The organism is Synoicihabitans lomoniglobus, assembly GCF_029023725.1.
GTDB lineage: Bacteria > Verrucomicrobiota > Verrucomicrobiia > Opitutales > Opitutaceae > Actomonas > Actomonas lomonigloba.
The window spans coordinates 4,065,459-4,081,815 of record NZ_CP119075.1; the positions used below are offsets into that span (position 1 = coordinate 4,065,459).

General features: G+C 60.8%; 18 protein-coding genes. 9 read left to right on the forward strand and 9 right to left on the reverse strand.

Annotated elements, in window-relative coordinates:
* Positions 1-14: 14 nt before the first annotated feature.
* Complete coding sequence (locus PXH66_RS15685; RefSeq protein WP_330930484.1) at positions 15-248, forward strand: AbrB/MazE/SpoVT family DNA-binding domain-containing protein; 234 nt, start codon at positions 15-17, stop codon at positions 246-248.
* Positions 229-588, forward strand: coding sequence for a type II toxin-antitoxin system PemK/MazF family toxin (locus PXH66_RS15690; RefSeq protein ID WP_330930485.1), 360 nt, complete (start codon positions 229-231; stop codon positions 586-588). Before PXH66_RS15685 ends, PXH66_RS15690 begins: the two co-directional genes overlap by 20 nt.
* A gap of 46 nt (positions 589-634) precedes the next feature.
* Here the strand turns inward: PXH66_RS15690 and PXH66_RS15695 are convergent, their stop codons facing one another.
* Positions 635-1,942: a thymidine phosphorylase gene (locus PXH66_RS15695; RefSeq protein WP_330930486.1), complete on the reverse strand. Its 1,308-nt coding sequence runs from the start codon at positions 1,940-1,942 to the stop codon at positions 635-637.
* Between the two features lie 248 nt (positions 1,943-2,190).
* On the opposite strand from PXH66_RS15695, the gene PXH66_RS15700 reads away from it, so the two are divergent.
* The 5 genes from PXH66_RS15700 to PXH66_RS15720 all read left to right on the forward strand — a co-directional run bounded on the left by PXH66_RS15700 (position 2,191) and on the right by PXH66_RS15720 (position 8,491).
* Positions 2,191-4,545, forward strand: a complete 2,355-nt coding sequence (locus PXH66_RS15700) for a Tex family protein (protein WP_330930487.1) — start codon at positions 2,191-2,193, stop codon at positions 4,543-4,545.
* A gap of 89 nt (positions 4,546-4,634) precedes the next feature.
* Positions 4,635-5,021, forward strand: coding sequence for a ribosome hibernation-promoting factor, HPF/YfiA family (hpf, locus tag PXH66_RS15705; RefSeq protein WP_330930488.1), 387 nt, complete (start codon positions 4,635-4,637; stop codon positions 5,019-5,021).
* Between the two features lie 129 nt (positions 5,022-5,150).
* Entirely contained in the window at positions 5,151-5,852 is a 702-nt protein-coding gene (locus tag PXH66_RS15710) for an HAD family hydrolase (RefSeq protein WP_330930489.1), read from the forward strand.
* 52 nt (positions 5,853-5,904) lie between these two features.
* Positions 5,905-7,377 (forward strand): glycogen synthase GlgA, encoded by a 1,473-nt coding sequence (gene glgA / locus PXH66_RS15715; RefSeq protein ID WP_330930490.1) that lies wholly within the window; start codon positions 5,905-5,907, stop codon positions 7,375-7,377.
* Positions 7,378-7,411: 34 nt separating this feature from the next.
* A complete protein-coding gene (locus tag PXH66_RS15720; RefSeq protein WP_330930491.1) occupies positions 7,412-8,491 on the forward strand; it encodes a hypothetical protein in 1,080 nt (359 codons plus the stop codon).
* 67 nt (positions 8,492-8,558) lie between these two features.
* On the opposite strand, the gene PXH66_RS15725 is transcribed toward PXH66_RS15720, so the two are convergent.
* The 5 genes from PXH66_RS15725 to PXH66_RS15745 form a co-directional block, all read right to left on the reverse strand.
* On the reverse strand, positions 8,559-8,870 hold the full coding sequence (locus PXH66_RS15725) for a hypothetical protein (RefSeq protein ID WP_330930492.1): 312 nt from the start codon (positions 8,868-8,870) through the stop codon (positions 8,559-8,561).
* 54 nt (positions 8,871-8,924) lie between these two features.
* Positions 8,925-9,677, reverse strand: coding sequence for a TerC family protein (locus PXH66_RS15730; protein WP_330930493.1), 753 nt, complete (start codon positions 9,675-9,677; stop codon positions 8,925-8,927).
* A 47-nt stretch (positions 9,678-9,724) separates the two neighbouring features.
* Positions 9,725-10,669 carry an AEC family transporter gene (locus tag PXH66_RS15735; protein ID WP_330930494.1) on the reverse strand — a complete coding sequence of 315 codons (945 nt, stop codon included), beginning with the start codon at positions 10,667-10,669 and terminating at the stop codon, positions 9,725-9,727.
* An 81-nt stretch (positions 10,670-10,750) separates the two neighbouring features.
* Positions 10,751-11,986 (reverse strand): BaiN/RdsA family NAD(P)/FAD-dependent oxidoreductase, encoded by a 1,236-nt coding sequence (locus PXH66_RS15740; protein ID WP_330930495.1) that lies wholly within the window; start codon positions 11,984-11,986, stop codon positions 10,751-10,753.
* Between the two features lie 141 nt (positions 11,987-12,127).
* Positions 12,128-13,003, reverse strand: a complete 876-nt coding sequence (locus tag PXH66_RS15745; protein ID WP_330930496.1) for a hypothetical protein — start codon at positions 13,001-13,003, stop codon at positions 12,128-12,130.
* 139 nt (positions 13,004-13,142) lie between these two features.
* On the opposite strand from PXH66_RS15745, the gene PXH66_RS15750 reads away from it, so the two are divergent.
* Together PXH66_RS15750 and PXH66_RS15755 are read left to right on the forward strand one after the other, a co-directional pair.
* Positions 13,143-13,514, forward strand: a complete 372-nt coding sequence (locus PXH66_RS15750; protein ID WP_330930497.1) for a metallopeptidase family protein — start codon at positions 13,143-13,145, stop codon at positions 13,512-13,514.
* 111 nt (positions 13,515-13,625) lie between these two features.
* Positions 13,626-14,309 (forward strand): lipid-binding SYLF domain-containing protein, encoded by a 684-nt coding sequence (locus tag PXH66_RS15755; protein ID WP_330930498.1) that lies wholly within the window; start codon positions 13,626-13,628, stop codon positions 14,307-14,309.
* A gap of 63 nt (positions 14,310-14,372) precedes the next feature.
* Here PXH66_RS15755 and PXH66_RS15760 read toward each other — a convergent pair whose 3' ends face one another.
* From PXH66_RS15760 to PXH66_RS15770, 3 genes are read right to left on the reverse strand one after another with little or no spacing between them, the layout of a single operon-like run.
* Positions 14,373-14,879, reverse strand: a complete 507-nt coding sequence (locus PXH66_RS15760; protein WP_330930499.1) for a CinA family protein — start codon at positions 14,877-14,879, stop codon at positions 14,373-14,375.
* The gene (locus PXH66_RS15765; RefSeq protein ID WP_330930500.1) at positions 14,876-15,553 is read right to left on the reverse strand and encodes an SET domain-containing protein; all 678 of its coding nucleotides are present in this window, start codon (positions 15,551-15,553) and stop codon (positions 14,876-14,878) included. The genes PXH66_RS15760 and PXH66_RS15765 overlap by 4 nt, the downstream gene beginning before the upstream one ends.
* Positions 15,550-16,305 (reverse strand): exodeoxyribonuclease III, encoded by a 756-nt coding sequence (locus tag PXH66_RS15770; RefSeq protein ID WP_330930501.1) that lies wholly within the window; start codon positions 16,303-16,305, stop codon positions 15,550-15,552. The genes PXH66_RS15765 and PXH66_RS15770 overlap by 4 nt, the downstream gene beginning before the upstream one ends.
* Between the last annotated feature and the right edge of the window lie 52 nt (positions 16,306-16,357).

A 16,357-nucleotide genomic window follows, 5' to 3' on the forward strand; every position in this document is an offset into this window, starting at 1 on the left:
CTTTCCTTACCGGTATGGAAACCCTGATCACGAAGCTTACCAGCAAAGGGCAAACCACCATCCCCCAGCGGGTTCGCCTGACCCTCGGTCTGCGCACGGGTGACGCTCTCGCCTTCCGCTTCAACGGCGACCGCATCGAAATCGCCAAGGCCCAACCACTCGATCTCACGTTCGCCGAATCAACCGCGAAGACGCTCGCTCCCGAATGGATGTCCGAAGCCGACGACGATGCCTTCCGCGACCTTTGAGCCGGGCACCCTGGTAGTCGTCCCGTTTCCCTTCACGGATAGTGCGACGACAAAACGGCGCCCCGCCGTGGTGCTCTCTTCCGCCGCGTTCAACTCCACGAACGGTCACGTCATTCTAGCCATGATCACCACCGCAAAGCATTCCTCGTGGACCGGCGATATGCCGATACGTGACTGGAAAAAATGCGGCCTACCCCAACCCTGCATCGTTCGCCCCAAAGTCTTCACCCTCGATCTGCGTTTCGTTGAACGTGCGCTCGGAAAACTAACGCCGCGCGACGCGATCGCTTTCCGCAGTGTCATCAACGATACCGTGATGAACCACTGGTCAGGCAATTAGATCGAAGTCCCGGCCATGCCTTCGTGAGCATGGCACCAGACCCTTCCTACCCGATCCGGTCGGCGATCAGCGCCGGCGGCGCGGCCGCTGTAGTGCCGATCTTGATACCATCGCGCAGGCGCACCTCGGCTTCGGCCCAGGCGTCATCGTCGTTGGCGTGCACAATACAAAGAGGCTGACCCTTTTCGACGACCTCGCCGATTTTGACCAACGCGGTCACACCGACTGCCGGGTCGATCGCATCTTGTGCGCGGGCTCGCCCGGCCCCCAGTCGCAGCGCGGCGAGGGCGACTTCCATGGCGTCGACGTCCTGCACGATGCCGGCGTGGTCGGCCAATAGCGGCACTTGCTGTGAGGCTGCGGGCAGCACGCTCTCCGGGTCGTCGATGACGCGGGGATCACCGCCTTGCGCCTCGATGATTTCCTGAAATTTGCGCAACGCCGATCCGTCATCCACAACCGCCTGCAGTCGGGCGCGGGCATCCGCGTCGTCCGCTGCGACTCCGCCCAGTTGCAGCATCTCGGAGCAGAGCGCCTTGGTGACTTCCATAAGATCCGCCGGGCCTTCACCGCGCAGGCACGCGATTGATTCGGCCACCTCGACGGCATTGCCCACGGCCCGACCCAGGGGCTCGTGCATGGCGGTGATGAGGGCACGCATGCCTTTGCCCATCTTGTTGCCAATGTCGACCATGGCACCGGCGAGTTCACGCGCTTGCGCGAGGTCTTTCATGAACGCGCCGCGACCATATTTTACGTCGAGCACGAGACCATCGATGCCCTCGGCCAGTTTTTTGCACATGATCGAACCACAGATGAGCGGCATGCACTCGACCGTCGCGGTCACATCGCGCAGCGCGTAGAGTTTTTTGTCCGACGGCGCGAGTTCCTTGGTCTGTCCAATCAAAGCACAACCGACCCTGGCCACCTGATCGCGGTAGGCGCTGAGCGAGAGGTTCACATTGAAACCCGGGATCGATTCCAATTTGTCGAGCGTGCCGCCGCTGTGACCCAGCCCACGACCACTGATCATCGGCACCGGCACCCCACACGCGGCCACCATCGCGGCCAGCGGCAACGATACTTTATCGCCGACCCCACCGGTGGAATGTTTGTCGACCTTCACCCCCGGAATATTCGACAAATCGGCAACCACGCCGGAGTTCATCATGGCTCGCGTATAGAGCGCTACCTCGTCCGCGGTCATGCCATTCAGGTAAATGGCCATGAGCATCGCGGTGAGTTGATAGTCTTCCCACGACCCGTCGGTGGCCCCCCGGACAAAGGCCTGAATCTCGGCCTCCGTCAAAATCTGGCCGTCTCGTTTTCGCGCGATCACATGTTGAGGAAACATGCCATCAGAGTGGCTTCAAAAACATGGTTTTTCGAGGCCCAAATCGCTTGCCATCACGCGCCGCCCCCGCTCGCCCTCACGCCCGCGGTCATCCCGCAAGGCCACTTGTCACCTATTAGGTGACAAGCTATCGCTATTATCTGATAAACTTATGGTTATGAATCTACTTCAGGGAAGTGGGTGCGGGCGGGTTTTTGCCCTTGATGATGCGGACATGACCCATGGAATGAACGGTTTTTACGCTATCCATGTCTGTTACCACGGCCTCCGCGCCCAACCCCGACCACGTTCTTCAACTTGCCGACGAATTAGCCCTGCCCGTCGCGCAAATCGCCGCCACCGCCCAGCTCCTGGCCGAGGGCGCCACGGTGCCGTTCATCGCCCGCTATCGCAAGGAGGTCACCGGCTCTCTCGACGAGGTCGTCGTCACTTCGATCCGCGATCGGCTCGAAGCCCTGCGCTCGCTTGATGACCGACGCGCCAGCATTTTGGGCGGACTAAAGGAACGCGGCCTGCTGACCCCGGAACTCGAAAAAGCACTCCAGGCGGCCACCACGCTCACGCAGCTCGAAGACATTTACCTGCCCTTCCGCCCGAAAAAACGCACCCGCGCCACGATCGCGAAGGAACTCGGTTTGGAACCGTTGGCCGACTCGCTATGGGACCAGGATCCGTCGTTCGATCCCGCCGCCGCCGCCGCGAATTTCGTGGGCAACTCCGTCACGCACGAGACCAAAACCAACACGGTTGCCACGGTCGAAGAGGTGCTGGCCGGGGCGCGCGACATCCTCGCCGAACGTATCAGCGACGACGCCACCGCGCGCGAAAAACTGCGCGCCATCTACCGCGAGCAAGCCACGGTATCGTCCAAGGTCATGTTTGGCAAAGAAGAGGCCGGAGCGAAATTTAAGGACTACTTCGACTGGTCAGAGCCGCTCGCCAAGGCGCCCTCCCACCGCGTGCTGGCCATGCGCCGCGGCGAAAAGGAAGGCTTCATCATGATGCGGGTGCAACTGCCCGACGAGGCGCTCGCCTTTGCCGAGCTCGATCGACTCTATTTGAAAGGCGACGCCAGCAACGCCGCCGCACAACAGGTCCATCTCGCCGCCGAGGACGCCGCCAAGCGTCTACTTTTTCCCGCCATGGAAACGGAGATGCGTCTCGATTCCAAGAAGCGCGCCGATGCCGACGCCATCACGGTCTTCACCGAAAATCTGCGCGAGCTCCTGCTCGCCTCACCACTCGGCCAGCGCGCCGTCATGGCGATCGATCCGGGCTTCCGCACGGGCTGCAAAACCGTGCTCCTCGATGCCCAGGGCAAACTGCTCCATCACGACGTCATTTTCCCCGATCGACACGGTATCGAAGCCGAGGAAAAGGTCCGCGGATTCGTCGAGCACTTCAATGTGCAGGCCATCGCCATCGGCAACGGCACCGCCGGCCGCGAGACCGAAGCGTTCATTCGCGGACTCAAGCTCCCCGCCTCCGTGACGGTCGTGCTCGTCAACGAATCCGGGGCGTCGATCTACTCGGCCTCCGAGGTGGCCCGCGAGGAATTCCCCGACCACGACCTCACCGTGCGTGGTGCCGTCTCCATCGGTCGCCGCCTCATGGATCCCTTGGCGGAGCTCGTGAAACTCGACCCCAAATCCATCGGCGTCGGCCAATACCAACACGACGTCGACCAGGCCGCGCTGAAACGCTCGCTCGACGACACCGTCGTCAGCTCGGTCAACGGCGTCGGCGTCGAACTCAACACCGCGTCCAAACAACTGCTTGCCTACGTCTCCGGCCTCAACAGCAGCACCGCCGCCGCCATCGTCGCGCGCCGCAACGATGCCGGCCCGTTCAAGACCCGCGCCGAGCTGCTCGACGTGCCGCGCCTCGGGCCCAAAGCGTTTGAGCAAGCGGCCGGCTTCCTACGCATCCGCGACAGCGTGCACCCACTCGACGCCTCGGCCGTTCACCCGGAGCGCTACGCCCTCGTCGAACGCATGGCGACCGATCTCGGCGTGACCGTGGCGGACCTGATCGCCGATGCCAAACTGCGTCGCAGCATCAAACTCGAAACCTACGTGTCCGCCGATGTCGGCCTGCCGACGTTGCAGGATATCGTCGCGGAACTCGCGAAACCCGGCCGCGATCCGCGCGCGGAGTTTGAAGCCTTCGCCTTCGACGAGAGCGTGAACAAACCCGAGGATTTGAAACTCGGCATGAAGCTCCCCGGCATCGTCACCAACGTCACCGCGTTCGGTGCATTCGTGGATGTCGGTGTGCATCAGGACGGGCTCGTGCACGTCAGCCAACTCGCCGACACCTTCGTTAAAGACCCGTCCGAGCACGTGAAACCCGGCCAAAAGGTTCGTGTAACGGTCACCGACATCGATCTGCCCCGCAATCGCATCGCGCTCTCCATGCGTAGTGCGCCCGAGATCGGCGGCAAATCGGGCGGCGGCAACGGTGGCGGCAACCGCGACCGGAACGCTCCCCGCCGCGACAATCGCGGCAGTGCCCCGCGCGACAACCGGTCAAATTCACGCGGCGGAGGCAACGCCACCCTCAACAACGACTGGTTCTCTGCTGCCCTGAACAAGAAACGCTAAACCTTACGGCCAATTGTGACGTTTCCGTTGCACGCAGCCGCTTCAACCCGCAATGATTGGCCTCTTCGCCAGTTATTAACCCCCATTTCATGACCCAAGAAATCCCCCCAGAAGTTATCGAAGAGAAACTGATTCTCAGCGGTATCCACCTCGATCTCACCGACGCCATCAAGGCCCACGTTCGCGAAAAAGTCGCCAAACTGCTCCGTCACGAGCCCCGTATCGTCCGGGTCCGTCTCGAGATCGAATACCACCAAACCAAGTCCCATCACGGTCAATTCACGGCCAAGGGACACATCGAGATTTCCGGTCCCGACCTGAACGCCTCCGACAACGGCGACGACGCCTACGTGGCGATCGACAAGGTCGTCAGCGAACTCGATCGCCAGATCCGCAAGCGCTCCACCGATCGCCTCAGCAAGCGCAACCACCCGCACGCGGTCGACCTCGGCGCCGACCTGCCCAAAGCGGGTTAGATTCCGCCCCTTTCGCTCGAAAATTCATCCAACCCGCTCGATATCGGAGCGGGTTTTTTCGTGTTCGATCGCAACAGCATCAGATTTTCGCTTTCGTCGGACCCGATAGCGACCAAGCGTAAGCGCCCTATGATCAAGACCATTGGGTTCGATGCCGACGACACACTGTGGCACAATGAGACGCTCTTTGTCGCGACGCATGAGAAACTCTGCGAATTGCTGGGCCGCTATCATGACCGCGTTCAGGTCGACGACGCCCTCAACGCCACGGAACGGCGCAATCTCGCGCGCTACGGCTACGGCATCAAGAGCTTCACCCTCTCCGCCATCGAAACCGCGATCGATTTGAGCGGCGGGCAGGCCTCGGCCACCGAGATTCGCGAAATCATTAGTTTGGCGCATGACATGCTGGACCATCCGGTCGAAATCCTCGACGGCGTGCCCGAAACGGTGGCGCAGATCGCCGCATCGCAACGCTTCAATCTCATTGTCATCACCAAGGGCGACCTCCGTGACCAATCCCGCAAATTCAGCCTGTCCCAACTCGACCCGCACTTCACCGACCTTGAAGTCGTCACCGAAAAAGACCCCGCCACCTACGAGCGTCTCCTGCGCCGTCATGGCATCGCTCGCGACGAATTCCTGATGGTGGGCAACTCCATCAAGAGCGATATTCTACCCGTGCTCGATATCGGCGCTCACGCCGCTCATGTGCCGTATCCGCATACGTGGGTCCTCGACCGGGCGGACCGCGATCCCGAGGGCGAACGGTTCCACGCTTTGGACGCCATTACCGATCTGCCCGCGTTACTCGATCGACTGACCCGCTGACCGCTCCTGCCCGACATCTCTCGTTATCCGTTCTACGCTCCCTCTCCCCGCTGTGCCTGCGTTAAAAATACTCTTCGTTTCTCCGGAAGTTGAGCCCTTCGTCAAAGTTGGCGGGCTCGCCGACATGGTGGGTTCGCTGCCCAAGGATCTCGCCAAACTCGGCCACGATGTGCGCGTCGTATGCCCGGCCTACGCGAGCATGAAGCTCGACGGCAATATCGTGGCCCGCGACGAACCCCTCGGCGTCGATGTCGGCGCGGGCGCGCATTGGGGCCGCACCTGGACGACCCACCTGCCGGGCTCGCAGGTGCCGCTATACGCCTTGGAGCACGACCAGTTCTTCGGCCGGCCGGAAGTCTATGCCGGGCCGTGGGGCGACCATCCCGACAACGATCTGCGCTTCATTTTCCTTTGTCGGGGAGCGCTGACGCTGTGCCAGCAACTGGACTGGATCCCCGACGTTATCCACTGCCACGACTGGACCACCGGCTTCATTCCCCTATTGCTCAATACGACGTTGCGCGACACTCCCATCGGCCGGGCCGCGACAGTGTTCACCATCCATAACCTGGAGCACCAAGGTTACTGCGACCGGCGGGCCCTCGACTTCGCCCACGTGCCGGTGGCCGAGTTTCGCGCCGACAGCACCGAGTCGCACGGCAAGGTCAATATGATGAAAGCGGGGCTCTACCACAGCACCAAGATCACCACCGTCAGCCCGACCTACGCTGAAGAAATCAAGACTGCGGCGGGAGGTTTCGGCCTGGATCACGTGCTGCGTTTTCGGGCCGCCGACCTGTTGGGCATCGTCAACGGCATTGACGAATCGACGTGGAATCCCGCCACCGACAAGGCGCTGCCATTTAACTACACCTCGGCAAACTTCGGCGGTAAATCCACCTGCAAAGCCGCGTTGCAAAAACAACTCGGGTTGGAGATCGACCCGCATATCGCGTTGTTCGGGGTCGTGTCGCGCTTTGCCACGCAGAAGGGGCTCGACCTCTTGGCGGAAGCATTGCCCTACGTGCTCGACCGCATGCACGTGCAGTTTGCCGTGCTCGGCAGCGGCGACGGCGCTCTCGAAACGACATTCCGCGAGCTGGCGGAAAAATTCTCCGGACGGCTCGGCCTGCACGTCGGTTTCAACGGCAAGCTCGCGCGCTTGATTCAAGCCGGCAGCGATTTTTTCGTCATGCCCAGTCGCGCCGAACCTTGCGGTCTCACTCAACTCTACGCCATGCGCTACGGCACTCCGCCCATCGTGCGGGCCACGGGCGGGTTGGTCGACACCGTGGAACAATTCGTCGAGGACACCGGCGAAGGCACCGGATTCAAGTTTCAGGACGCCACCGCGCCGGCGCTCTACAACACTATCGGCTGGGCCAACGCCACCTACTACGACCGCCCCGACGAATACCGCCAGTTACGACGCAATGGCATGGCCCGCGATTTCAGCTGGCGGACTTCCGCCGCCAGCTATGTCAACGCCTACGAATGGGCGATCGCCGCCCGTCGTCCAGACTAGCATCAAGCGTGTTCCGAATCTATTTCACCTCCGCATGCCCTCACCCCATCACGACGAATCACAGCTCCAATGCTTCTTGCGACTGCTCCTGGTCGTGGGAGGAGCCATCGTGGTGTCCCAGATTTTTTTCGCTCCCAGGCTCTGGTTGATGACGGGATATTTTCCCGGCTCGTTTCAATGGGATCGGGCCCAAACGTTTCTGCTCCAATGCGAACAGCCGTTTAGAACCGATATCGAGCCCGCGATGCGATGGAGACTAGCGGCCCCCCTGATCGCCCACACGCTTGGTCTGCGCAATACCGCCGCGTTCATCATTCCTTGGGCCGGTGTCGTTCTACTGCTGGGTTATATCGCGCGATTGTTGATGCAGCGCACGACTGATTGGGCGGTGATTTTCGCGGGCACGCTCACCGTCGCGACCACATCTGCCGTCCTCGTCCCCATACACTGGCTGGGCATGAATGACGCTTGGGTTTGGCTCGGCCTTCTCGTCATCAGCTTTTCGCCTCACCGAACGGCGCTCGCCGTGGTCGTGCTAACGATCCCGTGGGTCGACGAACGCTTTTTGATCGGACTCCCCTTGGCGCTGACCGTGCGATTTCTCCACCAGCAGAATCTCCTGCGGCTGAGTGACGCTTGGCTGGCCCTGCTCCTGATGATCTATCCGATCATTCGCATCGCGTTCGGGGGCAATCCGTTGACTGGAGAAGTGGAGCAATCGTTTTTGCAAGAAAACCTCCGGGCCTGCATTCCGCGCATCGGCTTAGCGCCCTTGGCTTGGTGGATGGGGCTTCGGGCCGCTTGGATACCCATCGGGGTGGCCTTTTGGTATGCGAATCCGCGTCATCGTTTGAGGATGGGAAGCGTTTTCCTGGCCACCGCCGGGATCTCCTTCGTGCTGGCATCCGACATGAGTCGCTCCTCCGCCATCGTTCTACCGGTGATTCTATGGGGGGTAATCAAATTGATCGAAGCTCCCTTGGATTCAGCCCGACGCTGGATGATCGGCATGGCCGTATTGAGCGTTTTGCTACCCGCGATGCACGTCGTCGCGCTCAAGCTCGATCCCATTGAAAATTTGGGTATCGAACTGATTCGACTCTGGCGATCCTAGCACACGAAATGCACGTTTACGAGCGGCGCTCGAACCGTAGCGAGGGAGAATTTGAGGAAGTTTTCGATCAGCCGCCCGCCGCGCCAGCCGGAGCTTCGGCTTGATTAGGGACTTCGTGCGTCTCCAGACTAGAACCGGTGCTCACGCCGGTGGTGCCGCCGTCATATTTTTCACCTTTTTTCACCTTAATGCGCATGTTGCTGCCGGTGACTTTGATGTATTCGTATTCGGTGTTGTCGTCCTTTTTGGCATCGGTGGAGGCACACCCGACGAGAAAACCAACCGCGAGCACAGGAACAATCAGCGAGCGAAGTAGTCGTTTTTGCATTGGGCAAAATGACGCAAATTTTGCGCCAACCGGCAAGATGAAGCTGAACAAGTTCGACCGGTTCCACCATGGGGTCGGTTCGACCGCGTCACCGACGCCGTCCCCTCAACGGTAAGGCTGGTTGAGCTCCACCGGAGTTTTGGCGTTCTTTCGCGCCCGCATCCGCAAGTTCAACATCTCCACGCCAAACGAGAACGCCATGGCGAAATAGATGTAACCTTTGGGGATGTGATGCCCCATGCTTTCGCCGATCAACATCACCCCGATGAGAATCAAAAAGCTCAATGCCAACATTTTAAGCGTCGGGTGCCGATTGACAAAGTCGCTGATCGACTTGGCCGACCACAGCATGATTCCGATCGCGATGATGACCGCCGCGACCATCACGCCCAGCACGTCCGCCATACCGACCGCGGTGATGACCGAGTCCAACGAGAACACGATATCCAACACCAGGATCTGCCCCACCACCGCCCCAAACGTGGCCGTGCCCAGATTGGCGGTGGCGTGACCATCGGCACCTTCGAGCTTCTCGTGTATCTCCATCACACTCTTCCCGACCAAAAAAAGCCCCCCGATGAGCAGGATCAAATCCTTCCCCGATACCCCGTTGCCCAACACCGGCATCACAAACAAGGGGGTCGTGAGCTTCATGAGCCAGGAAATGCTCATGAGCAGGAGGATCCGCGTCACCAACGCCAGCATCAGGCCGGTCTTGCGTGCCCGGTCCTGCTGCTCCGCCGGCAACTTGCCCGCGAGGATCGAAATGAAGATAATGTTATCGATCCCGAGCACCACCTCCAACGCCGTGAGGGTGAACAGGGAAATCCAAATCTGCGGGTCAGCGATCCACTCCATGCCTTCGCATCTCAATCCGCATTCGCCAATCCGCAACCTGCAATTTCCTACATCACCCAGGAAAGCCCCAGTCGTAACCACAGGGGAATCGCCACGAGCCCCACCGCCGTGGTGCCCAGCACCACCTGCACGGCGGTGAGCGGCTGGCCCCCATAGTGCTTGGCGATGAGGATCGGGATGATGCCCGCCGGCATGGCCGCCTCGACAATCATGACCCGTTTCATCTCCGGGCTGATCGGCAGCACTTTGGCCACCACCAAAAACACCGCCGGGAACAATCCCAGACGCAACGCGCACGCCATGGGAGTGATCCGTCGCGAAAACAGCTGCGACGGCTTGGTGAGGTATTCCGCCAACGTCGCGCCGATCGCAATCAACCCCATCGGAATCGCACAGGCGCCCGCCGTGCTGATCACCCGGTCGGCCACGGTCGGCATCACTTCGTCCAACCCGACCACATTGCCCACTGTCGCCAGCAACAAGGCGATCACCGGTCCACTGATCAACCGTCGCCACCCGTCGCGTAAGGAAACCCCGGATACGACCAGCACCCCGACCGTCCACACGGCCGCCTCGCACCCCACGTTGTGCACGAGCAGCACACCGATACTGTCGGGTCCGAACAGCTCCTCCATCAACGGAATCGGAATGTAGCCGTAATTATAAATACCCGCCGCGAACGCAAACGTCCGCAGCCCCTGCCCTTTCTCGAAGCCGAGCCTCCGCCCGATCCAGAGCGCGGCGAGAATGCCAAACGCCATGGTGACAAAGCCAATCAACGGCGGCCAATACACATTGCGTGGATCGCTCAACGCCGGGTTGCCCAGCACGGCCCGAAAAATCAGCGCCGGGTAGAGCACATTGACCACGAGCTTCATGAGGCTCACGTCGGCCGCCGGCGTCAGCCAGCCCGCAAAGCGCGCCCCCGAACCAATCGCGATCATCGCGAACACCGGCAGGATCAACCCCAACAGCTCAAAGTAAGTAGGCACGGACGACAGGGTGAACGGTGAGTCGGGAAAAATGAAAGCCAGAATCCGCCCGCCGCGGCGGGAGAAGTGTAACCATTATGGTTACACTTCCCCGGCGGCGGCCGATCCGGCGATGTGGCCCGTGGTCCACGCCGACTGGAAATTAAACCCGCCGGTGATCCCATCGATATCGAGCACCTCCCCGGCGAAATAGAGTCCGGCCTGCTTCCGGCTTTCCAAGGTTTTGAAATCGACTTCGCGCAGTCGCACGCCGCCGCAGGTGACAAATTCCTCCTTGTTCATGCTCTTGCCCGTAACGGCAAACTCGGTGGCCGCCACCGCCCGCACGAGGGCGTTCAGGCCCACCTTGGAGAGCGTCACCCAGGTCGTGGTGGGGTCGACTTGCGCCGTTTGCAGCAGACGTTCCCAAAGCCGTCCCGGCAACCCGATCGGGTTGGCGTTGGACACCTGTTTGCGCCCCAGCGACTGCCGCCCCGCCGCGAGCTGCGCCCGCACTTTCTCTTCGTTGGATTCGCCGCTCCATGCGATGCGCACCGTGAACCGATAGTCGCACGCGGCGAATTCCCGCGCCCCCCACGCCGACAATCTCAAGATGGCGGGACCACTGAGCCCCCAGTGTGTGATAAGCACCGGCCCCACTTGTTTGAGTTTCGTGCCCGGCACCTTCGCCTCGGCATCGGGCACCGCCAACCCCTCCAGACCACGCAGCAACGGATCCTCAATTTGAAAGGTAAACAACGAAGGCACCGGCGGCTCGATGGTGTGACCAAACGCGGTCGCGATGGCATGCCCGCCCGAACCGCGATTCCCGCCGGTGGCTACGATCAACCGATCGAAGCGCTCGATACTGCCGTCGCCGAGGGTCAGTTGAAATCCATCGCCGTCCTCCAAATGGACCACCTCACGCACCGGCGTGCGCAGCCGCACCCCGATGGCTTTGTCGGCCGCCGTCTGCCGCAAGCAATCGATGATCGTGCCGGAATCGTCGGTGATGGGGAACATGCGGCCATCGCCTTCGGTTTTGAGTTCGACGCCTCGCTCCGCGAACCACGCGACGGTTTGAGTCGGCCCGAATCGATGCAGCGGACCGATCAACTCGCGCGCGCCCCGAGGGTAGCGTTTGACCAGTTCCCGCGGGTCGAAACAGGCGTGGGTGACGTTGCAACGCCCTCCTCCCGAAATACGCACCTTGGCCAACACGTAGGCCGTGGCCTCCAAAATCATCACGCGCGCGTTCGGGTTGACCTCCGCCGCCCGAATGGCGGCAAAGAAACCCGCCGCGCCACCACCCACGACCGCAATACGCAAGGAACTCATTGGCGATCACGCATGCACGGATGATGGCCGGGTGACAATGCGCACCTTGGCCGGGCCGGAAATTTGGCCAAAAAAAAAAAGGCCGTCGCCCCGAGGGACGACGGCCGAAAGCAATACGAGTTGCGGTTATTTATCCTGCGATCAGGCGCGGGCGAGCGCTTCCGCCTTGATGAGGGCGCGGTATCCGGCGCGTTGATCGGCGGTCATTTGAGCGCGGATCTTGGCTCCGTAGTCCTTCATGATGGTGGACTTGGCGGCTTTCTTCGCGACATCATCCATCGACGCATCGCGCGTTACGGCCAAGAGGGCGGCACCACGCGCTTTGAGCAACGGGGCAATTTCCACGATTTGGTTTTCGCTGAGACCGAGCGCTTCGGCGAGCACATCGATACGGGCGGGCTTCAGACCCACTTCGCTGCGGATCAAAGCGGTGTATTTGACATCCTGCGCCGGCGTGAGGAGCGGGCGAATCAACGCACCATACTTCTTCATGATCGCCGCATCGGAGGCCTTTTTCGCATCGGCATCCAGGTTCATGTCGGCCCGGACTGCTTGACGCTCGGCTTTGCGGGCGGTGAGCAGAGGCCCGATTTGGGCACCTTGCTCCGGGGTCAGGCTCAGCGCTACGATCAGCACGTTGATGCGCTTGGGCGAGAGACCGTTCTCCGCGCGAATGAACATCGAATACTTGGCGGCTTGCACGTAGGTCAGCTCAGCGCGGATACGCTCACCATAGCTGGCCATAACGGCCGAGGTGGCGGATTTTTTGCCAGCTTCGTCCAACGCCATGTTGGTGCGAATGGATTTGAGCTCATCGGAACGAGCTTTGAGGAGGGGTTTAATGGCGGTCGACTGCTCGGCACTCAGACCGAGTTCAGCCGTCAGCACATCAATCCGAGCCGGTGTGACCGGTGCTTTCGCAGCGGCAGTTGAATCCGCCGCGTAGGAGACGCTCACCGTGCCGGTTACGGCAGAGAGCGTAATAGTTGCCGCAACTACAAGACGCGACAGTTTCATGGGTATTCTTTTTTTAGGTGTTGTTTAGCATCGAGCGAGAATATCGCGCCGATCTGTATTGCGTGTGAGTGCCTTCTTCCTCGCATGCAATTCTGTTGCGTAAATATTTTTGTAATAGGTAACGCCCAAATCCTTCCATGTGACTCTCAACGACCTACGCAAAATTGCCGCCGCGGAAATCTCCGCCACCATCGCAGAACTTTCGCCCCCCCTGCGCCCTCACGCCGAGCGTATCCCCGTGTTGTGCCATGACCACCCTTCCCCCGAGATTCTGGGGGCGGAATTTGAGCCCGACATTCTCGGTTTGTTTGTGGGTCCCGCGCACGGCGATTCGATCGGCGACGAGGTGGGGCCTCCGACCCAGATTCTCCTGTTTCTGTCCAACCTCTGGGACTATGCGGAACATGACCGCGAAACCTTTCTCGATGAGGTGCACATCACTTACCTCCACGAACTGGGACACTACTTCGGCTGGGACGAAGACGATCTCGCCGAACGCGATTTGGATTGAACCCGACCCGCAACCCGCTGTCCACCATTGGAACAAGTCGCGCGCACCGGGTGTAATTCGTAATTCCCAAACCTGCGCTCCCGTGCATAGTGCGTCGCAGTAAAGATTGTTATGAAGCGTTTTCTCTCCCTCGCCTTGATCGCCTTTTGCCTGACTGGAACCACTCAGGCCGCCCGTAGTCTTTCGCATGAAGACTACGTGACCCGCATCGAATCGTGCGAAGCGATTCTGCGCGAGTTTCAGGCCGATCCCAACTACGCCATCCCCCGGGAAGTGCTGCAGAACGCGAAGGCGATTGTCATCACCAACCAATTCAAAGCCGGCTTTTTGTTCGGGGTGAAAGATGGCTACGGCCTCTACATCGCCCGCCGGGCCGACGGCACCTGGAGCCTGCCGGCCTTTGTCAGCGCCGGCGAAGCGAGCTTCGGTTTGCAGCTGGGGGGCGCCGCCGTGGAAACCATTTTTGTGCTCACCAACGAAGACACCGCCCGACTCCTGTATAAGGGACGGTTCAACGTGGGCGTCGACGCCGCGGCCGTAGCCGGTCCCAAGGTCGCCGAAGTGCAACGCATCAACAAAGAGATCCTCGCCACCCCGGTGTTGGTTTACGCCAAAAAGAAGGGGCTGTTCGCCGGTGCCACCCTCAAGGCCGGCTGGCTCTCGGCCAACAACAACGCCAACCGCGACTTCTACAACACCCGCTACTCGCTGCCCGAAATCGTGCAAGGCGACTGGGTGCAGCCTCAACCTGAGATCGGGCCGTTGATGCAGTTTCTCTCGCAGATCGCTCCGTAAACGACGGCGAGACTTCGTTCTCACTGCCCGGCTCCAATCGATCCGGGCATTTTTGTGTCCGGGTTATCCGCGCGGGGATCGCAAATGGGTGACCAACGCTTGCAACACCCCGGCTGTGACCGCTGCTTGCACCGCCACCCGCGACAGACCCGGGCAGGCAATGCGACCACTGAGCGCCTCGGTGGACACCCCCATCCCGGCGCGCCCGGCCAATGCCCACCAGGCAAACGGTTCGGTGATGCCTCCCGTCGGATCGGCCTCGGCATAACCGGTGGTCGCCACGGCCAGATCCGCCCCGAACATGGCCAGGGCTCCCCGCGCCATTTCCCGTGCGGTGGCTTCGCTGACGCAATTACAAGCCTCCGCCGTCGTCCGATCGACCCCGAGATGCTTCACTTTTTGTTCGAGCGTATAAGCCGTGATTCCACCGAGAAAAAATGCACTCGCCCCCGAAACGGACCCGATCGCCGCCTGGAGCTGGCCACAGGTCAGACTCTCCGCCACGGCCAGCGTGCGGCTCGGGGGAGCCGTGAGGAGCGCCTTCAGTGCCGTGAGATCAGCCGGAGTCACTTCTTCTTGCCCGCTTTCTTTTCCCGCTTGGGGCGATCCGACTTTTTATCCTGCTTCTTCTTGCGACCTTTCGGCTTCGCGTCGGCGGCCTGTTTTCGCTTCGCTTTTTCCTTGGCCTTGCGCCGGGCCTTCTTGGCCGCCTCGGCTTCGGCTTTGATCACTTTGGTAACCTTCTTGCGCTGGCTTCGTTTGACGATGTAACCGAAGCATTTGGGCGAGCCGCAACGGCAGGGATGGTCGCGCCAGTTCTCCCAGTCGAAACCGTAGTCGTAGCTCAATTCCTCATCCGCCGCGATGTCGCGCAAGGCGCTGATCCAGATGTGACCGTTGGCATTCTCCGTCTCACAATTGGGCTCGCAGGAATGATTGATCAAACGGGCGGTATTCCACTCCACGTCGCCGTCGAGATCGTAGCGCTTGTTAAGTTCGAAAAGATAAACGCAGCCATCGTCCCCCTGTTCCTGTCGCGCCAGTCGCGCTGCTTCGCGTCGGTCCGACTCCGCCTTGGTGATCTTGTCCCCCACATACTCGATGACCCGCGTGCCCTTGGGGATCGGCTCCGACGCATAAAGGCCGGTGCCGTGCACGGTCGACGCCGCGGGGCGCGCCCAGCGCGAGGTGGTGGGAACGGGCGTCGCGACATCCGCGGCGGTCTGCTTTTTTGCTTTGCTCATGAGAGTTCCAAACCGACGGGACAGTGATCGCTGCCCATGACCTCCGGGCTGATCCAGGCGTTTTTCAACCGGGGACGCAGAGCGGCCGAAGTCATGAAATAGTCGATACGCCACCCGATGTTGCGCCCGCGCGCCCCCGCCCGATAGGTCCACCAACTGTAATGTCCCGGGCCGGGCTCAAACTCGCGAAACGTGTCGACAAACCCTGCCGTGATAAACCGGTCAAATCCCGCCCGCTCCTCGATCGTGAATCCCGGGTTTCCCACATTGGCTTTGGGCCGCGCGAGATCGATTTCCTTGTGCGCCACATTGAGATCACCGCAAAACACGACCGGCTTCGACTTTTCCAACGTCTGCAGATAAGTGCAAAAATCGACATCCCAACGCTGCCGGTAGTCGAGTCGACGCAACTCGTGCTGGGCGTTCGGCACGTAAACATTCACGAGATAGAAATCCTCAAACTCGACCGTGAGAGCGCGCCCCTCCAAACTATGCTCTTCGATTTCAATGCCTTCGCGCACGCTCAGCGGCGGTCGCTTCGTGAAGACCACCGTGCCGCTGTAGCCTTTCTTCACCGCCGCGCTGAAATAGGCCGTGTATCCGGCCGGCCACTCGACTTGAGCAACATCACCGGGGTGACACTTGGTTTCCTGCAGACAAAGCACGTCGGGCGACGTCGCGGTGAAATAGTCGAGAAAGTCCTTTTTCAGCACCGCCCGTAGTCCGTTTACGTTCCAAGAAACCAATTTCATCGTCGCGCATGCTCACGGCCTGTGCCGAATTTTCAACCTCGCTGACGATCCC

Coding starts and splice junctions, on each gene's coding strand:
- hpf (WP_330930488.1), top strand. CDS start 4,635: ATGACCCAAGAAATCCCCCCAGAAGTTATCGAAGAGAAACTGATTCTC.
- PXH66_RS15770 (WP_330930501.1), bottom strand. CDS start 16,305: ATGAAATTGGTTTCTTGGAACGTAAACGGACTACGGGCGGTGCTGAAA.
- PXH66_RS15730 (WP_330930493.1), bottom strand. CDS start 9,677: ATGGAGTGGATCGCTGACCCGCAGATTTGGATTTCCCTGTTCACCCTC.
- PXH66_RS15710 (WP_330930489.1), top strand. CDS start 5,151: ATGATCAAGACCATTGGGTTCGATGCCGACGACACACTGTGGCACAAT.
- PXH66_RS15685 (WP_330930484.1), top strand. CDS start 15: ATGGAAACCCTGATCACGAAGCTTACCAGCAAAGGGCAAACCACCATC.
- PXH66_RS15690 (WP_330930485.1), top strand. CDS start 229: ATGCCTTCCGCGACCTTTGAGCCGGGCACCCTGGTAGTCGTCCCGTTT.
- PXH66_RS15700 (WP_330930487.1), top strand. CDS start 2,191: ATGTCTGTTACCACGGCCTCCGCGCCCAACCCCGACCACGTTCTTCAA.
- PXH66_RS15720 (WP_330930491.1), top strand. CDS start 7,412: ATGCCCTCACCCCATCACGACGAATCACAGCTCCAATGCTTCTTGCGA.
- PXH66_RS15755 (WP_330930498.1), top strand. CDS start 13,626: ATGAAGCGTTTTCTCTCCCTCGCCTTGATCGCCTTTTGCCTGACTGGA.
- PXH66_RS15740 (WP_330930495.1), bottom strand. CDS start 11,986: ATGAGTTCCTTGCGTATTGCGGTCGTGGGTGGTGGCGCGGCGGGTTTC.
- PXH66_RS15695 (WP_330930486.1), bottom strand. CDS start 1,942: ATGTTTCCTCAACATGTGATCGCGCGAAAACGAGACGGCCAGATTTTG.
- PXH66_RS15745 (WP_330930496.1), bottom strand. CDS start 13,003: ATGAAACTGTCGCGTCTTGTAGTTGCGGCAACTATTACGCTCTCTGCC.
- PXH66_RS15765 (WP_330930500.1), bottom strand. CDS start 15,553: ATGAGCAAAGCAAAAAAGCAGACCGCCGCGGATGTCGCGACGCCCGTT.